Source organism: Lentzea sp. NPDC058450 (genome assembly GCF_042721395.1).
Taxonomy (GTDB): Bacteria; Actinomycetota; Actinomycetes; order Mycobacteriales; family Pseudonocardiaceae; genus Lentzea.
Genome location: NZ_JBHXLO010000011.1, coordinates 75,924 through 92,672, shown reverse-complemented (window position 1 = coordinate 92,672; position 16,749 = coordinate 75,924). Strand labels below are relative to the sequence as shown.

The 16,749-nt window shown below is 68.3% G+C and carries 15 protein-coding genes; 5 read left to right on the top strand and 10 right to left on the bottom strand.

What is annotated here, in order from left to right; translation table 11 throughout:
• The first annotated feature begins 465 nt into the window (after positions 1 to 465).
• The 4 genes from ACFWNN_RS19105 to ACFWNN_RS19090 all read left to right on the top strand — a co-directional run bounded on the left by ACFWNN_RS19105 (position 466) and on the right by ACFWNN_RS19090 (position 4,165).
• The gene (locus ACFWNN_RS19105) at positions 466 to 1,152 is read left to right on the top strand and encodes a hypothetical protein (protein ID WP_382441245.1); all 687 of its coding nucleotides are present in this window, start codon (positions 466 to 468) and stop codon (positions 1,150 to 1,152) included.
• Between the two features lie 311 nt (positions 1,153 to 1,463).
• Positions 1,464 to 3,275, top strand: coding sequence for a phosphoenolpyruvate carboxykinase (GTP) (locus tag ACFWNN_RS19100; RefSeq protein WP_382441244.1), 1,812 nt, complete (start codon positions 1,464 to 1,466; stop codon positions 3,273 to 3,275).
• 75 nt (positions 3,276 to 3,350) lie between these two features.
• Entirely contained in the window at positions 3,351 to 3,557 is a 207-nt protein-coding gene (locus ACFWNN_RS19095; RefSeq protein ID WP_382441243.1) for a hypothetical protein, read from the top strand.
• A 101-nt stretch (positions 3,558 to 3,658) separates the two neighbouring features.
• Positions 3,659 to 4,165 carry an HAD domain-containing protein gene (locus ACFWNN_RS19090; RefSeq protein ID WP_382441242.1) on the top strand — a complete coding sequence of 169 codons (507 nt, stop codon included), beginning with the start codon at positions 3,659 to 3,661 and terminating at the stop codon, positions 4,163 to 4,165.
• On the opposite strand, the gene ACFWNN_RS19085 is transcribed toward ACFWNN_RS19090, so the two are convergent.
• The 5 genes from ACFWNN_RS19085 to ACFWNN_RS19065 all read right to left on the bottom strand — a co-directional run bounded on the left by ACFWNN_RS19085 (position 4,140) and on the right by ACFWNN_RS19065 (position 8,993).
• Positions 4,140 to 4,982, bottom strand: a complete 843-nt coding sequence (locus ACFWNN_RS19085) for a septum formation family protein (protein WP_382441241.1) — start codon at positions 4,980 to 4,982, stop codon at positions 4,140 to 4,142. The genes ACFWNN_RS19090 and ACFWNN_RS19085 overlap by 26 nt on opposite strands.
• On the bottom strand, positions 4,979 to 6,226 hold the full coding sequence (locus ACFWNN_RS19080; RefSeq protein WP_382441240.1) for a hypothetical protein: 1,248 nt from the start codon (positions 6,224 to 6,226) through the stop codon (positions 4,979 to 4,981). The genes ACFWNN_RS19085 and ACFWNN_RS19080 overlap by 4 nt, the downstream gene beginning before the upstream one ends.
• A gap of 71 nt (positions 6,227 to 6,297) precedes the next feature.
• Positions 6,298 to 7,932: a monocarboxylate uptake permease MctP gene (mctP, locus tag ACFWNN_RS19075; protein ID WP_382441239.1), complete on the bottom strand. Its 1,635-nt coding sequence runs from the start codon at positions 7,930 to 7,932 to the stop codon at positions 6,298 to 6,300.
• Complete coding sequence (locus ACFWNN_RS19070) at positions 7,932 to 8,201, bottom strand: DUF3311 domain-containing protein (protein ID WP_382441238.1); 270 nt, start codon at positions 8,199 to 8,201, stop codon at positions 7,932 to 7,934. Before ACFWNN_RS19070 ends, mctP begins: the two co-directional genes overlap by 1 nt.
• 105 nt (positions 8,202 to 8,306) lie before the next feature.
• Positions 8,307 to 8,993 carry a GntR family transcriptional regulator gene (locus tag ACFWNN_RS19065; RefSeq protein ID WP_382441237.1) on the bottom strand — a complete coding sequence of 229 codons (687 nt, stop codon included), beginning with the start codon at positions 8,991 to 8,993 and terminating at the stop codon, positions 8,307 to 8,309.
• A gap of 95 nt (positions 8,994 to 9,088) precedes the next feature.
• Between ACFWNN_RS19065 and ACFWNN_RS19060 the strand changes: the two genes are divergently transcribed.
• The gene (locus tag ACFWNN_RS19060; RefSeq protein ID WP_382441236.1) at positions 9,089 to 9,868 is read left to right on the top strand and encodes a LamB/YcsF family protein; all 780 of its coding nucleotides are present in this window, start codon (positions 9,089 to 9,091) and stop codon (positions 9,866 to 9,868) included.
• A gap of 1 nt (position 9,869) precedes the next feature.
• Here ACFWNN_RS19060 and ACFWNN_RS19055 read toward each other — a convergent pair whose 3' ends face one another.
• Genes ACFWNN_RS19055 through ACFWNN_RS19035 form a run of 5 tightly spaced genes read right to left on the bottom strand, consistent with a single transcriptional unit; the run spans position 9,870 to position 16,680 of the window.
• Positions 9,870 to 10,769 carry an ROK family protein gene (locus tag ACFWNN_RS19055; protein ID WP_382441235.1) on the bottom strand — a complete coding sequence of 300 codons (900 nt, stop codon included), beginning with the start codon at positions 10,767 to 10,769 and terminating at the stop codon, positions 9,870 to 9,872.
• Positions 10,770 to 10,780: 11 nt separating this feature from the next.
• Positions 10,781 to 12,949 (bottom strand): hypothetical protein, encoded by a 2,169-nt coding sequence (locus ACFWNN_RS19050; protein WP_382441234.1) that lies wholly within the window; start codon positions 12,947 to 12,949, stop codon positions 10,781 to 10,783.
• Positions 12,950 to 13,002: 53 nt separating this feature from the next.
• Positions 13,003 to 15,111, bottom strand: a complete 2,109-nt coding sequence (locus ACFWNN_RS19045) for a hypothetical protein (RefSeq protein WP_382441233.1) — start codon at positions 15,109 to 15,111, stop codon at positions 13,003 to 13,005.
• A 4-nt stretch (positions 15,112 to 15,115) separates the two neighbouring features.
• The gene (locus ACFWNN_RS19040) at positions 15,116 to 15,883 is read right to left on the bottom strand and encodes an amino acid ABC transporter ATP-binding protein (RefSeq protein WP_382441232.1); all 768 of its coding nucleotides are present in this window, start codon (positions 15,881 to 15,883) and stop codon (positions 15,116 to 15,118) included.
• A complete protein-coding gene (locus tag ACFWNN_RS19035) occupies positions 15,880 to 16,680 on the bottom strand; it encodes an amino acid ABC transporter permease (RefSeq protein WP_285636900.1) in 801 nt (266 codons plus the stop codon). The genes ACFWNN_RS19040 and ACFWNN_RS19035 overlap by 4 nt, the downstream gene beginning before the upstream one ends.
• Positions 16,681 to 16,749: the final 69 nt, after the last annotated feature.

Here is a 16,749-nt window from a genome sequence, read left to right as displayed (position 1 = left end):
GGTGCGAGGTGCTAGCTTCGAGAGCTCGGCCGGGCGCTTTTCAGCCCGGCCTTTTCCGGCCGATCAGCGCCTCGCAAGGGCCCCGAAGTCAAGCCCCAATCTCTATCGTCGCGCAGCGGCGATGACTGAACCACGCTCGTCAAAGTCTTTGCACCAAACCCAACCACACAACAAAGGTGACAAACCGTCAGGCCCTAAACCAGCCCGAGCCGGCACCCGAACCCTCCACACCAGCACCAGCCCCGGCAGATCAACAGTCCGCCACCCGCCACCCCTCCACCACCCCGTCCGCCGCCTCAAACGGTGGCCCGTCGAAGACCTCCAACGACATCCACAGCGAGCCCGATCCCGACCACCCTCACCCCGCCACACCCGAACCGATGCAGCCGTTGAGCTTGGCGAGGGAACCGAACCGGCATAACGTGGGTCATACCGGTACATGAAGGAAGCAGGAGGTGTGTCCCGGTGTACATCGACGAGAACGGTGCGGCCGACGCCGAACTGAAGGTGACCGTCGAGGACGAGGAGTACACCGCCGACGTCACCTTCGACCTCGACCAGGACGGCGTGAACGACTCCGCCGTGGTCGCCACGGATGACGGCGGACACCTGGCGTTCACCGACACGAACGGCGACGGCGACGCCGATCTGATGAGCACGTTCGACAAGGACGGCAATCTGCTCAGCCAGGCGCGCTTCGAGGAGAATTCCGGTGAGTGGGTCGCGGTAGACCCGAACGACCCTCACCAAGAAAAAACGAATTCGTCCGACAAGCAGGCGATTCTCGTCGACACCGGTGATGGCGAACGAAACGTCGGGCAGGCCACCGAGGACACCGACGGCGACGGCAAGGCCGACACCGCGGTGGTCAAGGACGACGACGGCGACACCTGGCTCTTCACCGACTCGAACGGCGACGGCAAGGCCGACGTGGCGACCGAGATCACCCGGTCCGGCGAGGTCACGATGTCGGAACACCGTGGTGACGACTGGGTGGAGGTCGAGCACGGCCACATCGAGTCGGACGGCCGGTACGTCACCGACTCGAAGAGCGGCATTCTGGACGACTCGGACGACTGGCTCGAGGAAGAACGGTTCGACGGCGTCGTCCGAATCGATTCCACAACGGGTCAGTGGATCAGCCCGAACTGACCCAGGACTGAAACGCAGGTCACAGGCCCCGGTGTGGTGAGAACCGCACCGGGGCCTCTTGTGTTTTTCCAACCTCAACCCCGCCTTAACGCCGTCCGAGTGCTGAATCGATTCCAGAATCGGTTTTGTGAGGGAAGCGACAGGCTGGGGGTGCTTTACCTGCCATTCACCGGGCTAACCTCGGTCCATCCCCTTCACCAGCACGCCCGGCCCCACCGGGCGTCTGGAGCTATTCCCGAGGACGACGAAGTCCTGCACCGGACCACCACGTGCTCGGGTTGCCGAGGCGTTCAGTCAGGAGACGAGACGAGATGACGGCAGTGACCATTCCCGGTCTCGAACAGGCACCGACCAACCACGCGCGTTTGCTCGCATGGGTTCAGGAAGTCGCTGAGCTGACCTGCCCCGACGAGGTTGTTTGGGCTGACGGGTCTCAGGGCGAATGGGACCGTCTCACCAAGAAGCTCGTCGACGCCGGCACGTTCGTGCCGCTCAAGAAGAAGCCCAACTCGTTCTGGGCAGCCTCGGACCCCAGCGACGTCGCCCGCGTGGAGGAGCGCACGTACATCTGTTCGGTGCGCGAGGAGGACTCGGGCGCGACGAACAACTGGATGGACCCTTCCGAGATGAAGGCCATCATGACCGAGCTCTACCGGGGCTGCATGCGTGGCCGCACGATGTACGTCATCCCGTTCTGCATGGGCCCGCTGGACGCGGAGAAGCCGATGCTCGGTGTCGAGATCACCGACTCGGAGTACGTCGTCGTCTCCATGCACATCATGACCCGCATGGGCACCAAGGCGCTGAACCTGTTCGGTGAGGACGCGCAGTACGTCCCCGCGCTGCACTCCCTCGGCGCCCCGCTGGAGCCGGGCCAGGAAGACGTGCAGTGGCCGTGCAACACCACCAAGTACATCTCGCACTTCCCGGAGACCCGCGAGATCTGGAGCTTCGGCTCCGGCTACGGCGGCAACGCGCTGCTGGGCAAGAAGTGCTTCTCGCTGCGCATCGCGAGTGCGATGGCGCGCGACGAGGGCTGGCTCGCCGAGCACATGCTGATCCTCAAGCTCACCTCGCCGGAGAACAAGGCGTACTACATCGCCGCCGCGTTCCCGTCGGCCTGCGGCAAGACGAACCTCGCCATGCTCGAGCCGACCATTCCCGGCTGGAAGGTCGAGACGCTCGGCGACGACATCGCGTGGATGCGCTTCGGTGAGGACGGCCGCCTCTACGCGGTGAACCCGGAGAACGGCTTCTTCGGCGTCGCGCCCGGCACCGACTACCACACCAACCCGAACGCGATGCGCACCATCGCCAAGGGCAACTCGCTGTTCACGAACGTCGCGCTGACCGACGACGGCGACATCTGGTGGGAGGGCATGGGCGAGCCTCCGGCCCACCTCACCTCGTGGAAGCACCAGGACTGGACGCCGGACAGCGAGGAACTCAGCTCGCACCCGAACTCCCGGTACTGCACGCCGATCGACCAGTGCGACATCAAGGCCGCCGAGTGGGACGACCCCAACGGCGTGCCGATCAGCGCGATCTTCTTCGGTGGCCGCCGCGCCACGACGATCCCGCTGGTCACCGAGTCGCGCGACTGGCAGCACGGCACCTACATGGGCGCCACGCTGTCGTCGGAGACCACGGCCGCCGCGGTCGGCAAGACCGGCGTCGTCCGTCGCGACCCGATGGCGATGCTGCCGTTCATCGGCTACAACGCCGGCGACTACTTCCAGCACTGGGTCGACCTCGGCAAGCGCGCCGACGCCGACAAGCTGCCGAAGATCTTCTACGTCAACTGGTTCCGCCGCGGTGAGGACAAGCGCTTCCTGTGGCCCGGATTCGGCGAGAACTCGCGCGTCCTGAAGTGGGCCATCGAGCGCATCGAGGGCAAGGCCGCCGCCCAGGAGACCCCGATCGGCTACGTGCCGACCGCGGCCGACCTGGACCTGGAGGGCCTGGACGCGTCGCGTGAGGACATCGAGGCGTCGCTCGAGTTCAACGCCGACGAGTGGCGTGCCGAGATCCCGCTCGTCGAGGAGTGGTTCGCGAAGATCGGCGAGAAGGTCCCGACCACGCTCCGCGACGAGCTGGCGGCCCTGAAGCAGCGCCTGGGCTAGAAAGCCCGAGGTGTTTTGATGACCCAGCGGTCAACGGCGACCGCTGGGTCATCTTTTTGAGGTACTACTGATCGTGTGACGAACGGTCTCCCAGGCGGCCTGAACTACGACGGCTCCACGCGTGACGTGGAGGTCGGCCCGACGACGGGCATCGTGCGCTACTACCCGGTCCCGCCCGCCCCACCGGTGCGCACGCCGTGGTGGCGGTTCGCGCTCGTGTTCCTCGCGGGATTAGCGGTCGGCGGGGTGGCCGGAGTGGTCCTGTGCAGCAATTTCCTGTGAGTCCACGCAGCTCATCGTCCACTTGAGACGAAGTTGTCCACAGGTGTGGACTGCTTTGTGCACATGTTGTGGATAGCTGTGGACAAGCCTGGGGGCAACTGATGGCCGACCGTCCGCTCGTCTTCCTCGACGTCGACGGCACGCTCCTGCCTTACGCGGAGGTGGAGCTACCCACGACCGTCGAGGGATGGGTGGCGTGGCAGCTGCCGTCCAACCCGCACCTGACGAAGATCGACCGCGGTCACGGTCCGCGACTGCGCGCCCTGCCGTGCGACCTCGTCTGGGCCACGGGCTGGATGCACGACGCCAACGCCGTGATCGCGCCGCTGCTCGATCTGCCGCAACTCCCGGTAGCCGAACTGCCCGAGGCGCCGTACGAGGACGACATGACCGTCGTGCACTGGAAGACCCGGGCCCTGATCGACATCGCCGCCGGACGCCCGTTCGCCTGGGTAGACGACGAGATCGGCGAACTGGACCGCGAGTGGGTGGCGGCCAACCACAACGGTCAGGCGCTGCTGCTCCGCGTCGACGCGCGGACCGGTCTCACGAGCGGGGACCTCGCCACCGTCGAGGACTGGCTCAGGCAGGCAGCGGGTTGTCCCTGATGCCGAGCAGCGTCCCGGTGAACGCCCTGGTCGCCTCGGCGTAGCAGACGGCGTTCGTCCACCCCTCCGACCAGGCCTGCGAACCGGGGTTCCGCCACGCGGGGAACACGTCGGTGCGCTTCTCCGAGCCCAGGTAGTCGTGCACGGCCTTGGTGCACTTGTCCTTGGCGATGGAGTTCATCTGCTCCTTGGACGGAGCGGGGTCGGTCGACTTGCCGAGCGACACGACACCGGCGGGGACGGCCTCGGACAGGTGCGGGGTGTTGCACGCGACGACCTTGACCTCCTGGTCCTTCGACGGCGACCCCTGCGTGCACGTCTGGAAGGTGCTGAAGCCGTTGCCCTTCAGGGTGTCCTTCACGGACCCCTTGCGCGCCAACGGCTTCTCGTCCGGGCTGATCTCCACGACGGTGCACAGCCGCCAGCGCTGGCCGTCCTTCCAGCCCTGCTCGTTCGGCCAGAACGCCCACACCCGCAGGCGCGTCGAGTCCGAGTCGCCGCTGCCCAGGTAGTCGCCGAGCGCCTGACGGCACGGCGGCAGCGCGGCCTTGCGCAGCGCCTGCGTGTCCGGGTAGGTCGACGGCAGGCCGGACATCTCGCCGACGCTCATGACCTCGGCCTCGTGCGACTCGGTGCACTGCAGCGTCTTCAGCTCGTACGCGTTCATGCACTGCCCGGCCTTCGGCAGCGTGGGTGCGGAGGCGGAGGCCGTGGACGGCAACGGTCCGGGGACCGCCTGCCCTCCCACCTGAATCGCGCACGCGGACAGCGTCAACGCGCTCAGGACAATTGCCACCGCCAGCCGCACACGAGTCACACCACAGAGACTAGGGCCTTCACCTGATCGGCGATGTCTCGACGCTGCTTTTCGAAGGCCGGATCGGTCAACGCGGCCGGATCGGCGGGCTGCCCGAGCACCGGCGTGTGCAGGTGTCCGCCGAGCACGTTCGTTGCGCCGTAACCGATCCGCAGCCGGTTCGCCCGGTACATGCTCTCGTTGGAGAGGTAGTCACCGCCGCCACCGGACGCCGCGATCCGGCCCGGCGTCGGAGTGTCGGTGCGGCACGACTGCTGCGAGCCGACGACGACCCACTCGCAGAACGCCAGGTTGTAGTTCACCGGGAACGGACCGGTGCCGGCGTCGATCATCTTCTGGAACGGCAGCGAGGTCTCGATGAACTCGGTCGTCGGCTGCGGCCAGCCCGCCGCGTTCGGGACACTTCCGTACGAGTTCACGTTGTTGTTGTCCGCGAAGCCACCGCGCCAGCGCGCCGCCCACCGTTCGACGTCGAACTTGCCCGGCCTGCCCTGGCTGATCGTCACGAACGCGTCGGGCTTCTGCTGCAACGCCTGCCCGTAGAAGTTCTCGACGACGCCCTCGTCGAAACCGCCCCACAGCACGGGAAGCACGGCGGCCTGGAGCACGACCTTGCCGGTCGGCGTGGAGATCTCGCGTCCGTCGAGCTGCAACGCCGCCGCGCCGGCCGGGTTCGCGCGGCGCACGTTCACGCCGGTGAGCTGGAACGGGTCGAAGCCGGTGACCGCGATCTTGCGCACGCCCGCCCTGGCAGGGAACTTCGCGTCGCTCAGCCCCCGCGACGCCCAGTCGAACTGCTGGATCAGCTTCGCGCGGTCGTTCGGCGCCAACGTGAACCGCGGCTTCCACTGGCGCAGCGCGGCACTGAGCTGCAGCCGCGCCCAGTAGAGCGGGCGGTCGTCGTAGGCGTCGTGCGCGGTCGGCACCGTGCTCTGCGCGCGGGCCACGGCGGCCTTCCACAGCGCGTTGCCCTCGCGTTCCACGAACTGCTGCGCCTGCTTCGAGACGACCTGGCGGCAGAGCTTCGCGGTGAAGTCGGTGACCCGCCCGTCGAACCCGGCGAGCTGCACGAGCGACGGGCCGACGGCGGGTCCGCCGGTCACGAGTGTGTCGTCGAGTCTCTGCTCCTCGACGGTCAGCGGCACCGTGGTGTCGTAGCAGTTCGCGTCCTGCGCGTGGGCGACGGCAGGGCTCAGGGCGAGGGCGAGTGTCGTCAGGCCGACCAGTCCGGCGATGGTTTTCACAGCTTCGATCCTCAACGCAAAGGGCCACCCGCCGTAACCGACGGGTGGCCCATAGTGTTGCCGACTCTGTCTCAGTGGGCAGCGATCGGCTTGACCCTCGGGTTGTCCTCGTCGACGTGGTAGTCGGACGGGTCCGTCTGGTCGGTGCCGTTGAACCACTTGGCCTTCTTGGCGATCAGCGTGACGACCACCGCGACTAGCAGGTTGACGAACAGCGCGACGATGCCGACGTAGATCTGCGTCGTCGAACCGCCGAACGGGTGCCACCCGAGGATCGAGATGTTGCCCAGCGGCAGCGCCGAACCGGCGAAGTGCGCCTTGCCGATGGCCGGGTTGCCGATCGTGTAGAGCAGCCACATGCCGTAGCCCATGCCCGCGATCCAGCCGGCGACCAGGGCGTAGACGTGGAACCAGCGGGTGTACAGCGCGATCGCGACGGCCGGCAGCGTCTGCAGGATCATCACGCCGCCCATGAGCTGCAGGTCGATCGAGAACTGCGGGTCGACGAACACGATGAACGCGACGGCGCCGAACTTCACCACCAGGGAGGCGAGCTTGGCCTGCTTGGCCTCCTCCGCCGGGGTGGCGTTCTTCTTCATGTACTCCTTGTAGACGTTGCGCGTCCACAGGTTCGCCGCGGCGATGGACATGATCGCCGCCGGCACCAGCGCGCCGATGCCGATGGCCGCGAACGCGATGCCCGCGAACCACGACGGGAAGTTCGCGCCGAAGAGCTCGGGGACGATCGTGTTCGTGTCGGGACGGCCGGTCGCCTGGTTGACGATCGGCTTGGTGCCCGCGCTGATCGCGACGAAACCGAGCAGTGCCAGCAGACCCAGCAGCAGCGAGTACGCGGGCAGCGCCACCATGTTGCGCTTGATGACGTTGCGGCCGCGGCTCGCGAGGATGCCGGTCAGCGAGTGCGGGTAGAGGAACAGCGCCAGTGCCGAACCGAGCGCCAGCGTCGCGTACTGCAGCTGGTTCGTGCCGGTCAGCAGGATGCCGTCGGTCTTGCTGGGCGTCGCGTCGAACTTGGCCTGCGCGTCGTTGAAGATCTCGCCCCAGCCGCCGAACTTCGACGGCAGGTAGATGATCGCCACCAGGATCACCAGGTAGATCAGGATGTCCTTGACGAACGCGATCAGCGCCGGCGCCCGCAGACCCGACTGGTAGGTGTAGAGCGCGAGGATCAGGAACGCGACGAACAGCGGCAGGTGGCCGAGGATGCCGGAACCGTTGAGGCCCATGGACCTCAGCACCGCCTCGAGGCCGACGAGCTGCAACGCGATGTACGGCATGGTCGCGACGATGCCGGTGACCGCGATGATCAACGCCAGCCAGTGCGAGCCGTAGCGGCCCTTCACGAAGTCCGCGGGCGTCACGTACCCGTGCACGCGGCTGACCGACCACATCCGCACCAGCGGCAGGAAGACCAGCGGGTACAGGATGATCGTGTACGGCAGCGCGTAGAAGCCGAGCGCGCCCGCGCCGAACATGAGCGCCGGCACCGCGACGAAGGTGTAGGCGGTGTAGAGGTCACCGCCGACGAGGAACCACGTGATCCAGCTGCCGAACTTCCTGCCGCCGAGTCCCCACTCGTCGAGGTGTTCGAGGGTGTCGCCCTTCTGCCACCGCGCCGCCAGGAAGCCCATCACCGTGACGAGCAGGAAGAGAGCGCTGAAAACGATCAGCTCGGTCCACTGCATCAGTTCGCTCCCTCGTCCAGGTTGTCGACGTCACCGAGCTTGTCGGGCTTGCCGGTGACCACGGGCTCGTCCTTGGTCTTGACGTAGACGATCCCGACGCACAGGACGCCGAGCGGGACGAACAGGAACTGGTACCAGTAGAAGAACGGCAGCCCCAAGACCCTGGGCTCGTCCATGTTGAACCACGGCGTGATGAGCATGAACAGCGGAAGTATCAGCAGCAGGTTCCAGTTGCTCCAGCGCAAGCCGGTCTTGTGATCCGACGGCATGGTGGCCCTCCGTGTACGCGGTGTTGCGCGGATGTTAGGCCTGGTTGTCCCTGCCGTCAGCCTCGTGATCGCAATCGTTGCCGTCGGCTTAACGTTCCCTTTGGATTAATCCGCCGTCAGACGGCTCGCCAGGTCCTGTTCGGCCGCGTCGAAGTACAGGTCGAGCTGCCCCACCGCCTCGTCGACCGTGCCCTTGTTGAGCAGTTCGACGATCTTGCGGTTCCACGGCAGGTAGGTGCGGTGGAAGGCGTCGACCTCGTGCGCGACCCGGAACGCGAGCATGAGCTCGGCGAAGAGCCGGTCCGACTCGTCGCTCAGCCGGGTGCTGCCCGCGAGGCCGACGATGCCGCGGTGGAACTGGATGTTCGCGGTGCCGGTCTTGCTGAAGTCGTTCTTCTCGGCGCGGGCCACGGCCTGGCGGACCGGCGCCCGGACGGCCTCGCGCTGCGCATCGGTGACATCGTTCCACCGGCGGAGCGCACCGCCCTCGATGACCCGCCGCGCCGCGTACAGGTCCCGCACGTCTTCGCTGGTAGGACGCCTGACGAACACGCCGCGGCTGTGCTCGTGCACCAGGATCCGGTCGCGCGTGAGCAGCCGGAACGCCTCGCGCAGCGTGTTGCGACTGACCCCGAGCGCGCCGCCGATCGCTTCCTCGCTCAGCCGCAGGCCGGGCTCCAGCTCACCTTCGAGCACCCGCTCCCGCAGCATGTCGGCGACCTTCTGCGCCGTGCTCGCGCGCTCCAGGTCGGACTTGCTCTGCGCCAGCGTCGACACCCAGCTCTCGGTCACCAGAGCAGTCTATTCCCAGGATCGTTCAATTGCCCTATCGTAGAATCGTTCAACAATCCCACAAAACGAGCGCGCCACCGGAGGGGGAGAACAGCATGGACCTGAACGCGGACTTGGGTGAGGGCTTCGGCCACTGGACCTTGGGCGACGACAGAGCGCTGCTCTCCCTGGTGACCAGCGCCAACATCGCCTGCGGCTACCACGCGGGCGACGCCGACACGATGCGCGAGACCTGCACGCTGGCCGCCGAGTCGGGCACCGCGGTGGGCGCCCACGTCGGCTACAACGACCTGGCGGGCTTCGGCCGCCGCTTCGTGGACGTCGCCCCGGACACCCTGACCAACGAGGTGCTGGCCCAGCTGGGCACCCTGTCGACGTTCGCCAGGGTCGCCGGCACCCGGATCTCCTACGTGAAACCCCACGGCGCCCTCTACAACACCCTGGTCCGCCACGAGGCCCAGGCGGACGCGCTGGTGGACGCCGTGCGCATGTTCGACCCGACCCTCGCCGTCCTGGGCCCACCCGGCGCCGTCTGGCTGAAGCGCGCCTCAGTGGCGGGCCTGCGCGTCTGGCACGAGGCCTTCGCCGACCGCGCCTACACCTCGTCCGGAACCCTCGTCCCCCGCACCGAACCAGGCGCCGTCCTGCGCGACCCGGCCGAGATCGCGGCCCGCTGCGTCCAACTGGCCACCGAGGGCTGGATCCGCAGCACCACGGGCCGCCCGGTCCGCATCCAGGCCGACTCGATCTGCGTGCACGGCGACACCCCGAACGCCGTGTCGATCGCCCGCGCGGTCCGCACGGCCCTGGAGACGGCGGGAGTGACCGTGGCCAGGGTCGAGTCGCCCCTCAGACACACCCGCCAACCGGCCTGAGTCAGCCGGTCTGCCGCACCAACGCCGCCGCGCCCACCAGCCCGGCCTCCCCGCCCAACTCCGCGGCCCGCACCTCGAGCCCGTCCAAATAGGACAACCCGGCATGAGCCCGCAAAGTCCGCCGGATCGGCGAGAACAGCAGCTCCCCGGCCTGGGCCACCCCGCCCCCGACCACCGCCAGCTCCAGGTCGCACACCGCGGCGGCCCCGGCGATCGCCATCCCCACGGCTCGCCCGGCCCGGTCGAAGGCCTCCAGCGGAATCTCCTCCCCGGCCAACGCCGCGGCGGCCAGCAGAGCCGCGTCGGCGTGGTCCGGCGCCTGCCACCCGGCCCGCCGCGCCCACTCCACCATCCGCGGCCCACCGGCGACGGTCTCCACGCACCCGCGCCCACCGCACGTGCACGGCAACCCGTCCGGCTCCACCACGACGTGCCCGATGTGCCCCGCGTTGCCGGTCCGCCCGCCGAACGGCCGCCCGTCCAGCACGAGGCCGCCCCCGACGCCGGTCGACACCACCAGCCCCACCATGAACCGGCTGCCCTGACCTGCCCCGCGCCAGTGCTCGCCCAGCGCCATGCACACGCCGTCGCCCGCCAGTTCCACCGGCACGCCGGGGAACAGCGCCGCGACCGACGACCGCAGCGGGAAGGCCTGCCACGAGGGCACGTTGATCGGCGAGACGGTGCCGCGCACGGTGTCCACCGGCCCGGCCGACGCGATGCCCACGCCGGCCACCGCCGAGTCCTGCACCACGGACGACACCACCGACACGACGGCGTCCCACGGATCAGCAGCAGGGGTCGGCACGCGCGACGAACGCACGACAGCGCCGAAGGGGTCCACCAGGGCGGCGGCGATCTTGGTGCCGCCGAAGTCCAGTGCCAGCACCAGATCAGTCACGGTGACCCAGCTTAACCAGCCACTTCGAGCCGGATGGGCGCAGTGGTCCGAACCAGGTCCCCGGCCGTCACCCGCACCACCGCCGTCCACTCGCCAGGACCGGCCCACGCGGGCGCCGACAGCGTGAAGTCCAGGGGCAACCGGCCCTGCGCCGGCAGCAGGCCGCCCACGCAGAACGGCCCCGCGAGCTCCCAGGAGGACCGCGGCGACAACAGCCGCGCCTCGACGGGCAGGTCGCCATGGGCACCGGAGGCCAGTTCCACCCGCACCGGCGCCGACTCCCCGGCCCGCACCGACACGACCGCAGGGGCCGAGGCCACCCACAACACCTCGACGGGATCGGCGGAGTCCCACTCCGGCACGGTCAGCAACGCCACGTCGTAGACCTCGAACGGCAGCCCTTCCAACACCGCCCGCACCGGATAACACCCAGGCGTGAGGGGCCCGACCAGTTCGACCTCCGCAGAGACGTACCCGCCGGCGGGCAACGAGACCGGCAGCGACTCCCAGGAAGCCGACCACCCGGCAGGCAGCACCAGCCGCACCGCACCGGAAAAGGCGTCACCGTCCGACACGGCGACGACCCGCAACCGCGAGGGCCCCAGCACCGACAGGTGCACGTTCGCCCCGAGCCCGCCCAACGGCGTCGGCTCGTGCAGCCAGTACCGCGCGAAAACCGGCGTCACACCAGGTGAAACCGGCCCCAGTGGCGGCCCGGCGACCGACAGTCGGGCAGGCACGGCGTCCAGTACCCCGGAAGAAGGTGACCGAGAGCCGAGCACCGCGAACAACCGGGACGGCCCGAGATGATCGACCGAGTTCCACAGCACGACGACGGAGGAGCCGACCATCTTCTCGCCGACCTCGCTGTGCCACACGGAAACAGGCCCGACCAGCCGAGGCGCCTCCAACGCAGGCCCGTCCACAGCCACAAGCGACGCGATCGGGTCGTAGGACAGGACGAAGTGAGTGGACGCGATCTCCGTGCCGAAGCCGCGCTTCCACCCGTGGTCGACCGTGTCCTCGACCAACGAGAACGTCCGCCACCCGCGCGCAGGCACGTCACGGGCCAAGAACGTCACCGTCACGCCATCCACCAACGTGGGCAGCACGACCCCGTCAGCCTCCACGTGCACGTTGCGCTCGTCCGGCAGATGAACGGACACGACGTCGGTGCACGCCACGTCCAACGGGTTCCACACCACCACCGATGAGTCCACAGTGGACGTCAAGGCCGCCAGAGACCGCGTCACGACCTCCGACCGCAGGTCGAACGCCTCCCGAGGGTGTGCCGCAGAAGCACGCGCCAACGCCGAAGCGGGAAAAGCCGCCCCGCTCAACCGAGCCGCGTGCGCAGCGAACACAGCAGCAGGCGAGTCGTCCACAAGACCAGCAGGCACGGGCACACCACCGCGCACGTAGTAGTCACGCGGCAACGAGCAGACGACCCGCGGCCACGTGTAGCGCGCGCTCCAGTCGTGATGCAGAGCCGTCACCCACGGACTGGGAGCCTTCGAAGCAGCACCGACGGGCATCATCACGTGCGGCGCAGACGCCCGAGACCGCATCTCCAAGAACGCCGCGTAAACCGACCGCGAAGCCTCACCCAACGACGAGGCGGCCAGCGAAGGCCCGTCCGGCAACGAAGACAGCAGCGGCGCCACACCGACCACATTGGACTCGGACCCGACGACCTCGACGCGTCCCTCCGAGATCAGCCGCAACCACAGCGACCGGTGCTCGGGGAACGTGTCCCAGTAGGGCTGCAACGACTCCACCGAGGTCACCGCGAACCGGTACGCCGGATCGGTCAGCGCGAGATCCAGATGAGCCCGCAGCACCGGAAAAGCAGCATCCCCGGCAACGTGCGCCACGAGATGCACCGTCCACCCGGGCGAGCCCACGACCAGCGAGAACGCGCACGACCAGGACTCGTCGCCGGCCCGCACGACCGCGACGGCGGGCACCACGGCGCCGACCGGATGCTCCGACACGTCGACCGCGAGCTCGTACCCGAACGGCCCCGGCCGCAACGACCCGCCGTGCCGCGGCGAGTGCAGGCCGGGACCCGACACGTGGGCGTGCACCGGCCCCGCCGGCGCACTCGAGCTCAGCCGCACCACCTGCAGGGGTGCGGTCCGAGGTCCGACGAACAGCTCGGTCGACTCGGCCACGATCACCCGAGCATCGCACCACCGTTCACCAGCCGACGAAATCCCTCGATGGTGGCGATCTAGCGCTTGAGCATCCGGGTCAGACCGGCGGCCACCGTCGTCGCCAGGATCCACCCGGTCACGATCAGCCCCGACGCGATGTACTGCGACGCACCCGGTGTCTGCCAGCGGTTCTTGTTGCCGAAGTCGACGATCGGCACCACCAGGTCGATCGTGTAGATCCACGCGTTCCACGGCAGGTGGTCGTCGTCGTTGATCTCGATCAACGGTCCCTTGAACTGGAACCACAGGCTGCCCACGACCCACGCCGCGATCAGCCACCCCAGCGCACGCGCCGGCCGGTACCCGTAGCCGACCATCGACCGCTGCAGGAAGCTCCACACCAGCACCAACGGCCCGAAGAACCGCATGCCCTCGGCGACCGCGCGGTACCGCAGGCGTTGCTTCTCGATCAGCACGGTCGAGGCGTGCTCCTCGTTGCCCGCCGCGGTGAGCATCTCGGCGAACTGGTCGTACGGCCGAGGGTGGTAGCTGCGCCGCATCGCCTGCCGCAGCCACCGCAGCCGTTGCTGCACCTGGTCGTCGTCGCGCAGGTCGATCGGGTACGCGAGCGAGTCGTAGCGGAAGTCGTCGAGGTCGATGTACCCCGTGGCGTTCCAGAAGTTCTCGTTGTCGTCCAACGACGTGCAGCGCGCCTGCCGCAACGTCACGAGCCCCTTCGGCGGCGACACGACGTTGAGCATCAACTCCTGCACCTGCATGCCCATGGCGTTCAACGCGTGGCTGTCGAGCTTGTAGCCGAGCACCGCGCCGTTGAAGTTCGCCATGCGACCGATCACGGCACGACGGCAGCGCACGCCGCCGTGAGCGACGAACTCCTTGTCGCCGCGCGCGCAGATGAGGTCACGGCCGATCGTGGCGCCACCGATGTCGAGCGACGGCTTCTCGCGCGGCTGGTGCCGGTACTTGCCCGGCTTGATCAACCGGCTGCCGCGCAGGTCGAGGTTCGCGCCGACGGTGATGCCGCGCAGCTCCAGCCCGCCGGAGACCTCCGACTCGCGCACCACGAAGTTGCTGCCGATCTGCGACCGGTTGGCCAGCACGGCGTCGGCGGCCGGGTTGTCGACGGAAGCACGCTCGATCGTGATGCTGCCGCGCACGTGCGTGTCGACCATGCGCAGCTGGCCCTTGATCTTCACCCCGCGCCCGACGACGTCACCGCCGATCTCCGCGCCGTCGACGTGCAACGCGCGTCCCGCACCGGTCGGGTCGGTACCGACCGAGTTGGGCGACACGGCGTCCAGAACAGCCTCTGCCAGCGACAACGTGCCGCCGATCTTGGCGTTCACCGCGCGGATCGTGCCCTGGCTCGTGAACCCGCGGTCGAGCTCGAGGTCGCCGGTGACGTCCACGCGGTCGAGGACCAGCGTCGCGGACGGGTCGGCGTGCGGGTCGTTGGTGTGCTCGAAGTCCGAGCCGCGCGAGAGCGTCGCGCCGCTCAACGACAACGTCGAGCTGATCCGCGCGTTGGACAGGAACACCACGCCGTGCGAGGTGAACGCGCCGAGCAGGTTGCCGCCGACCTGCATCCCGTTGCCGTTCAACGAGAAGCCGTCGCCGTTCTCCAGCACCGCGCTGCCGAGGTTGACGTTGCCGCCGATCCGCGCGCCCGCGAGCCGCACCTCGCCCTCGGTGATGATGCCGAACCCGAGCAACGCGCCCGCGACCGTCAGCCGGTCACCGTGCAGGCAGAGCCCACCGGGCACGCTGAACCTGGTGTCCCGCAACAACACCGAGCCCGCGATCTCGGCGTCGGTGAGGTCGGTCAGGCCGGACACCCGGCAGTCGAGCAACGAGACGTCGTTGCTGCTGCTCAGGTTCCGCGCCTCGAAGCCGGGCAGGTCGCAGTCGGTGAACGAGATGCCCGCCAGGTTCGCCTGCCGCACGTCCGGCGCCGCCTCGAAGACGCACCGCTCGAACTCCAGCACGTACGGGACCTCGACCGCGCGCAGGTCGAGGACGTCGGTGACCACCCGGTCCACCACGCGGATGACGGGTGGGGTGCTCGGCTTGCGCCGAGGCAACCTCCACCCGCCACCACCTGAGTTGTCGTTCTCCCCCAACAGCCCCCGCAGCACGTCCGCCGCGGAGACCTTCCCCCTCGCCACGCGGCTAGGCCGGGTCGCTCGGGCCGTGGTGCGTCGGGTCCAGCACGCGCGCCAGGAACTCCTGCGTGCGCGGTTCCTGCGGGTTGCCGATGACGTCGGCCGCCGGGCCCTCCTCGACGATGTAGCCGCCGTCCATGAAGATCACCTTGTCGGCGACCTCGCGGGCGAACTGCATCTCGTGCGTCACGACCAGCATCGTCATGCCCTCGTCGGCGAGCTGGCGCATGACGCCGAGCACGTCGCCGACGAGCTCCGGGTCGAGCGCCGACGTCGGCTCGTCGAACAGCATGACCTCGGGGTCCATGGACAACGCCCGCGCGATGGCGACGCGCTGCTGCTGACCACCCGAGAGCTGCGCGGGCATCGAGTGCGCCTTCTCGCTCAGCCCCACGCGTTCGAGGTTGTGCAGCGCGACCCTCTTCGACTCCTCCTCGGAGCGCTTGAGGACCTTGCGCTGCGCCACCGTGAGGTTCGCGAGGACGTTGAGGTGCGAGAACAGGTTGAAGCCCTGGAACACCATGCCGATCTTGGTCCGGGCCTTGTCGATGTCGACGTCCGGATCGGTCAGCTCGACACCGTTGACGACGATCTTGCCGCCACTCGGGTCCTCCAGGATGTTGACGCAGCGCAGCAACGTCGACTTGCCGGAACCCGACGGGCCGATGATGCAGACCACGTCACCGCGGTTGACCTGCAGGTCGATGTTCTTGAGGACTTCCAGCGGGCCGAACGACTTCTTCAGCCCGGTGATCTCGACGGCGACATCGCTCATGCCGACACCTTCTTCTTACCGCTGGTGCCACGACGCTCCAGGTACCGAGACAGGTACCCCAGCGGCAGCGTGATGATCAGGTAGCACAGACCCGCGATGAGGATCGGCGTGAGGGACGGGCTGCGGCTCAGCGTCTCCCGGCCGAACTTCGTGAGCTCGTACTGCTCGCGGAACAGGCCGAGGATGTAGATGAGCGAGGAGTCCTTGGTCAGCAGGATCAGCTCGTTCGTCAACGGCGGCAGGATGATCCGGAACGCCTGCGGGATCACGATCGTGATCATCGCGCGGCCCTGCGACATGCCGAGCGAACGGGCGGCCTCGACCTGACCCTTCGGCACGGCCTGGATGCCGGCGCGGATCGTCTCCGCCATGTACGCGGCACCGACGCCACCGAGCGCCAGCATGACCGTGGTCAGCGGCGGGAACTGCATCTGGAACGCGATCGGCACGCCGTAGTAGATGCCGATGAAGACCAGCAGGGCGGGGACACCGCGGAAGAACTCGATGTAGACGGTCGCGATCCACCGGTAGGGAGCCACCGAGGACAGCTTCATGAGCGCCAGAACGAGGCCGAGCGCGAGTCCGAACGCGAAGCCGAGCGCGGTGTAGATGATGGTGTTCTTCAACGCCACGGTGATGACGCTGGGGAACATGGAGGCGGCGATCTCGGTGTTGAAGAACGCGCCCTTGATCTGTCCCCAGTCGGCCAGGAAGGCGACCAGGGCGGCGATGACAACCAGAAGCCCGTACTGCGCGTAGCGGATGTATTCCGCGCGCTTGCGCTTGGACATGGCCATTGCGGCTCCTACCGGAGGTGGTTCGGACAAGCGGCGGGGCCGGCGCGTTCGAGCTCGCACCGGCCCCGG